The sequence below is a fragment of the Empedobacter sp. UBA3239 genome, assembly GCF_002362875.1.
GTDB classification, from domain to species: domain Bacteria; phylum Bacteroidota; class Bacteroidia; order Flavobacteriales; family Weeksellaceae; genus Empedobacter; species Empedobacter falsenii_B.
Genome location: NZ_DEVJ01000023.1, coordinates 1 through 3,134 on the forward strand (window position 1 = coordinate 1; position 3,134 = coordinate 3,134).

The 3,134-nt window shown below is 30.8% G+C and carries 5 protein-coding genes; all 5 read right to left on the bottom strand.

Translation table 11 applies throughout. From position 1 onward, the window contains the following. Nucleotides 1–380: 380 nt before the first annotated feature. Genes B4G36_RS03605 through B4G36_RS03625 form a run of 5 tightly spaced genes read right to left on the bottom strand, consistent with a single transcriptional unit; the run spans nt 381 to nt 2,940 of the window. Entirely contained in the window at nt 381–1,067 is a 687-nt protein-coding gene (locus tag B4G36_RS03605) for a type 1 glutamine amidotransferase domain-containing protein (RefSeq protein ID WP_291062066.1), read from the bottom strand. A gap of 8 nt (nt 1,068–1,075) precedes the next feature. Beyond that, a complete protein-coding gene (locus tag B4G36_RS03610; RefSeq protein WP_280049965.1) occupies nt 1,076–1,711 on the bottom strand; it encodes a nitroreductase family protein in 636 nt (211 codons plus the stop codon). 8 nt (nt 1,712–1,719) lie between these two features. Further along, the gene (locus tag B4G36_RS03615; RefSeq protein ID WP_291062068.1) at nt 1,720–2,085 is read right to left on the bottom strand and encodes a DUF1304 domain-containing protein; all 366 of its coding nucleotides are present in this window, start codon (nt 2,083–2,085) and stop codon (nt 1,720–1,722) included. Between the two features lie 10 nt (nt 2,086–2,095). After that, the gene (locus B4G36_RS03620) at nt 2,096–2,518 is read right to left on the bottom strand and encodes an organic hydroperoxide resistance protein (RefSeq protein WP_291062070.1); all 423 of its coding nucleotides are present in this window, start codon (nt 2,516–2,518) and stop codon (nt 2,096–2,098) included. Continuing rightward, nucleotides 2,515–2,940 carry a MarR family winged helix-turn-helix transcriptional regulator gene (locus B4G36_RS03625; RefSeq protein ID WP_291062072.1) on the bottom strand — a complete coding sequence of 142 codons (426 nt, stop codon included), beginning with the start codon at nt 2,938–2,940 and terminating at the stop codon, nt 2,515–2,517. Before B4G36_RS03625 ends, B4G36_RS03620 begins: the two co-directional genes overlap by 4 nt. Nucleotides 2,941–3,134 lie beyond the last annotated feature (194 nt).

The following is a 3,134-nucleotide window of genomic DNA, read 5'->3' on the forward strand; positions in this document are numbered from 1 at the left end:
TCAAAATGCACAACGGGTAATAGAAGTATTTTGTTTAACAAAATAAGGAATTAATGAAGGAAAATAAATAGATTTTTATTTGAAACGGCAGTGATTTTTACAGTTTATTGCTATAAATAAGAGCCTACTTAAAATTAAGTATCAAATAATTTGAAATAAATTATTTGATAAGTATTAAAATAGGCTCTTGAAATTCAATCAATTCATCATCATCATCACTTTAACAGTTGATTGAATTCTTTTATATAAAATATAAAATATAAAATTTGGGCATTCCCTTTGGTCGGGATTTCCGTTGCAATCTTTTCTAATCAGAAAAGGATTTCCTCTACAATCCCTAACGCAAATACGAATCAATATTTATATTAAATAAACAATTTTTATAAATTACTTTGTAAGTAAGCAATCATTTTCTCAGCAACTTTTTCCGAAGATGCAGGATTTTGACCTGTAATTAATAAACCATCTACTACGACATGCACTCCCCAGTCTTCAGTTTTAGAGTAATGACCTCCTAATTTTTCTAATTCAGCCTGAACTAAGAATGGAACAACATCTGTTAATTGTACAGCATCTTCTTCAGAATTAGAAAAACCAGTTACATTTTTTCCTTTTACAAAAGGTTCTCCATTACTTAAAGTAATATTCTTGAAAACTCCTGGAGCATGACAAACAGCACCAACTGGTTTACCAGCATTATAGAAATCTAAAATCAATTGTTGAGAATGCGCATCATTTGCTAAATCCCATAGTGGTCCATGACCTCCTGGATAGAAAATAGCATCGTAATCCTCAGCTTTTTCATTAGCTAATACATGTGTATTTGCAATTAAAGCTTGAACATTTTCGTCTTTATTGTAACGCTCTGTAGCTTCTGTTTGTGCAGCTTCTGTTTCGCTATTAGGATCTATAGGAGCTTGTCCTCCTTTAGGTGTAGCAATAGTAACTTCGTGTCCAGCATCTACAAATTTGTAGTAAGGAGCAGCAAATTCTTCTACCCAAAATCCTGTTTTATATCCTGTATTTCCCAATTCATCATGAGAAGTAACAACAAATAATATTTTCATAATTTTAATTATTTAAATTCAACAATAAATTCTTCGTTTGGTAGTCTAACTTTTTTCATAGATCCAATCCAGTCTAATTCAGGATCGGCAACACCAACATACATTAAAGATACACTTTTAAGACCTAACTCGTCTAATTTTAAAACTTTATCTACAATAGCGTTATCAAAACCTTCTACAGGAGTAGTATCAACTTTTAACTCAGCAGCTTGTGCTAATGCAAGCCCTAATGCAATATAAGTTTGACGAGCAGTATGTGCAAAATTTTCCTCTGCTGATGTATTCAAGTAAATACCTTTTATTTTATCTGTATAACTTCCGAAACGACCTCTTGGCAATCCTCTTTCATCTGTAGTAAAATCATATACTTTATCAATTCTTTCTGCTGTATAGTTGTCCCAAGCAGCAAAAATAATTACATGTGAACAATCTCTCATACATTCAGGATTAAGAGCTCCTTTTACCAATTGATTTTTTAAATCTTGGTTCTCTACAACTAATACTTTAAAAGGTTGTAATCCAGATGAAGTAGGTGCTAGTCTAGCAGCTTCTACAATTTTATCAATTTTATCTTGACTAACTTTTTGCGATGGATTGTATGCTTTTACTGCATGTCTCCAATTTAAATCTTCTATTAATGACATTTTTTTAATTATTTCGTTAAAAACACAAACAACATAGCAATTAAAGCAGGAATACCTTGTAAAAAAAATATTTTTTTACCAGAGGTTATACCTCCAAAAATACCTGCAACAGTAATACATCCTAAAAAGAATAGACGAATATTGCAACTCCATTCTTGATTTTCTATAAGAAAAGACCAAATAAGTCCTGCAATCAAAAAACCGTTATATAATCCTTGATTAGCAGCTAGTCCTTTCGTAGGAGTAAACAAATCTTTTGGTAAAGATTTAAATGTTTTTTTACCTGCTGTTTCCCAAGCAAACATTTCCATCCAAAGAATGTAACAATGTTCAATTGCAACAACTACGGTTAAAGTACTTGCTATAATTTCCATATCTATTGTATTAACTTACAGAAACATTTAATTTAACTTCAATATTTCCACGAGTTGCATTAGAATAAGGACATACTTTATGTGCTGTTTCAATAAGCTTTTGAGCTTCTTCCATTGAAACACCTGGTATATTAGCATGTATCTCAGCTGCAAGACCATAACCTCCGCTTTCTAATTGTCCGATAGCTACTTTTGCTGTAACGCTCGTTTCTCCTGTTTTTATTTTTTGCTGTTTGATCACCAAATTCAAAGCGCTATCAAAACAGGCAGAATATCCTGCTGCAAATAGCATTTCAGGGTTTAAAAAGTCATCATTTGCACCTCCTAATGCTTTTGGAGTACGTACTTGCATATCTAAAACACCGTTTTCACTTTTTACTTGTCCACTTCTACCTCCCGAAGCTGTGGCTTGAGTTTCATATAATTTTTTCATTGTTGTTTGTTTAAAATTTTATTTGCTATTTTTTTTAATTGTTTAAGCTCATCTACAGATATCGCCATTGATTCTAACAATTTTTCAGGAATATCTTTAGCTTTCTCTTTCAAAGCACTTCCTTTTTTGGTCAAAGAAATTACTACAATTCGCTCATCTTCAATATTTCTACTTCTAACAATCATTTCTTTTTGCTCCATTCTTTTTAGTAAGGGTGTTAGTGTACCGCTGTCTAAGAAAAGTTTTTCACCTAATTGCCCTACTGTTTGCTGTTCTTCTTTCCATAAAACCATAAGCACTAAATACTGTGGATAGGTAATATCAAGTGGATCTAAATACAAACGGTACATGTTGATTATCTTTTTTGAAAGCGCATATATGGGAAAACAAAATTGATTATCTAGTTCTAGCGTATCTTTCATAGTTGATCAATATTAAATACATAACAAAGTTACAAAATTATATTGTACACAATATAATTTTGTAAAATATTAACAAATATTTTTTTTTAAATTACAATTTATAAACATTAAGTAATACCTTTTATAATATTTAAAAATAGAATTGATGACCCGTAGTGCATTTAGTTAATATTAATTTTTAAGTTGTTAATATT

Bases quoted from the DNA above. Each gene is read 5' to 3' on its own strand.
- B4G36_RS03605 (WP_291062066.1), bottom strand. From the start codon at position 1,067: ATGAAAATATTATTTGTTGTTACTTCTCATGATGAATTGGGAAATACA.
- B4G36_RS03620 (WP_291062070.1), bottom strand. From the start codon at position 2,518: ATGAAAAAATTATATGAAACTCAAGCCACAGCTTCGGGAGGTAGAAGT.
- B4G36_RS03615 (WP_291062068.1), bottom strand. From the start codon at position 2,085: ATGGAAATTATAGCAAGTACTTTAACCGTAGTTGTTGCAATTGAACAT.
- B4G36_RS03610 (WP_280049965.1), bottom strand. From the start codon at position 1,711: ATGTCATTAATAGAAGATTTAAATTGGAGACATGCAGTAAAAGCATAC.
- B4G36_RS03625 (WP_291062072.1), bottom strand. From the start codon at position 2,940: ATGAAAGATACGCTAGAACTAGATAATCAATTTTGTTTTCCCATATAT.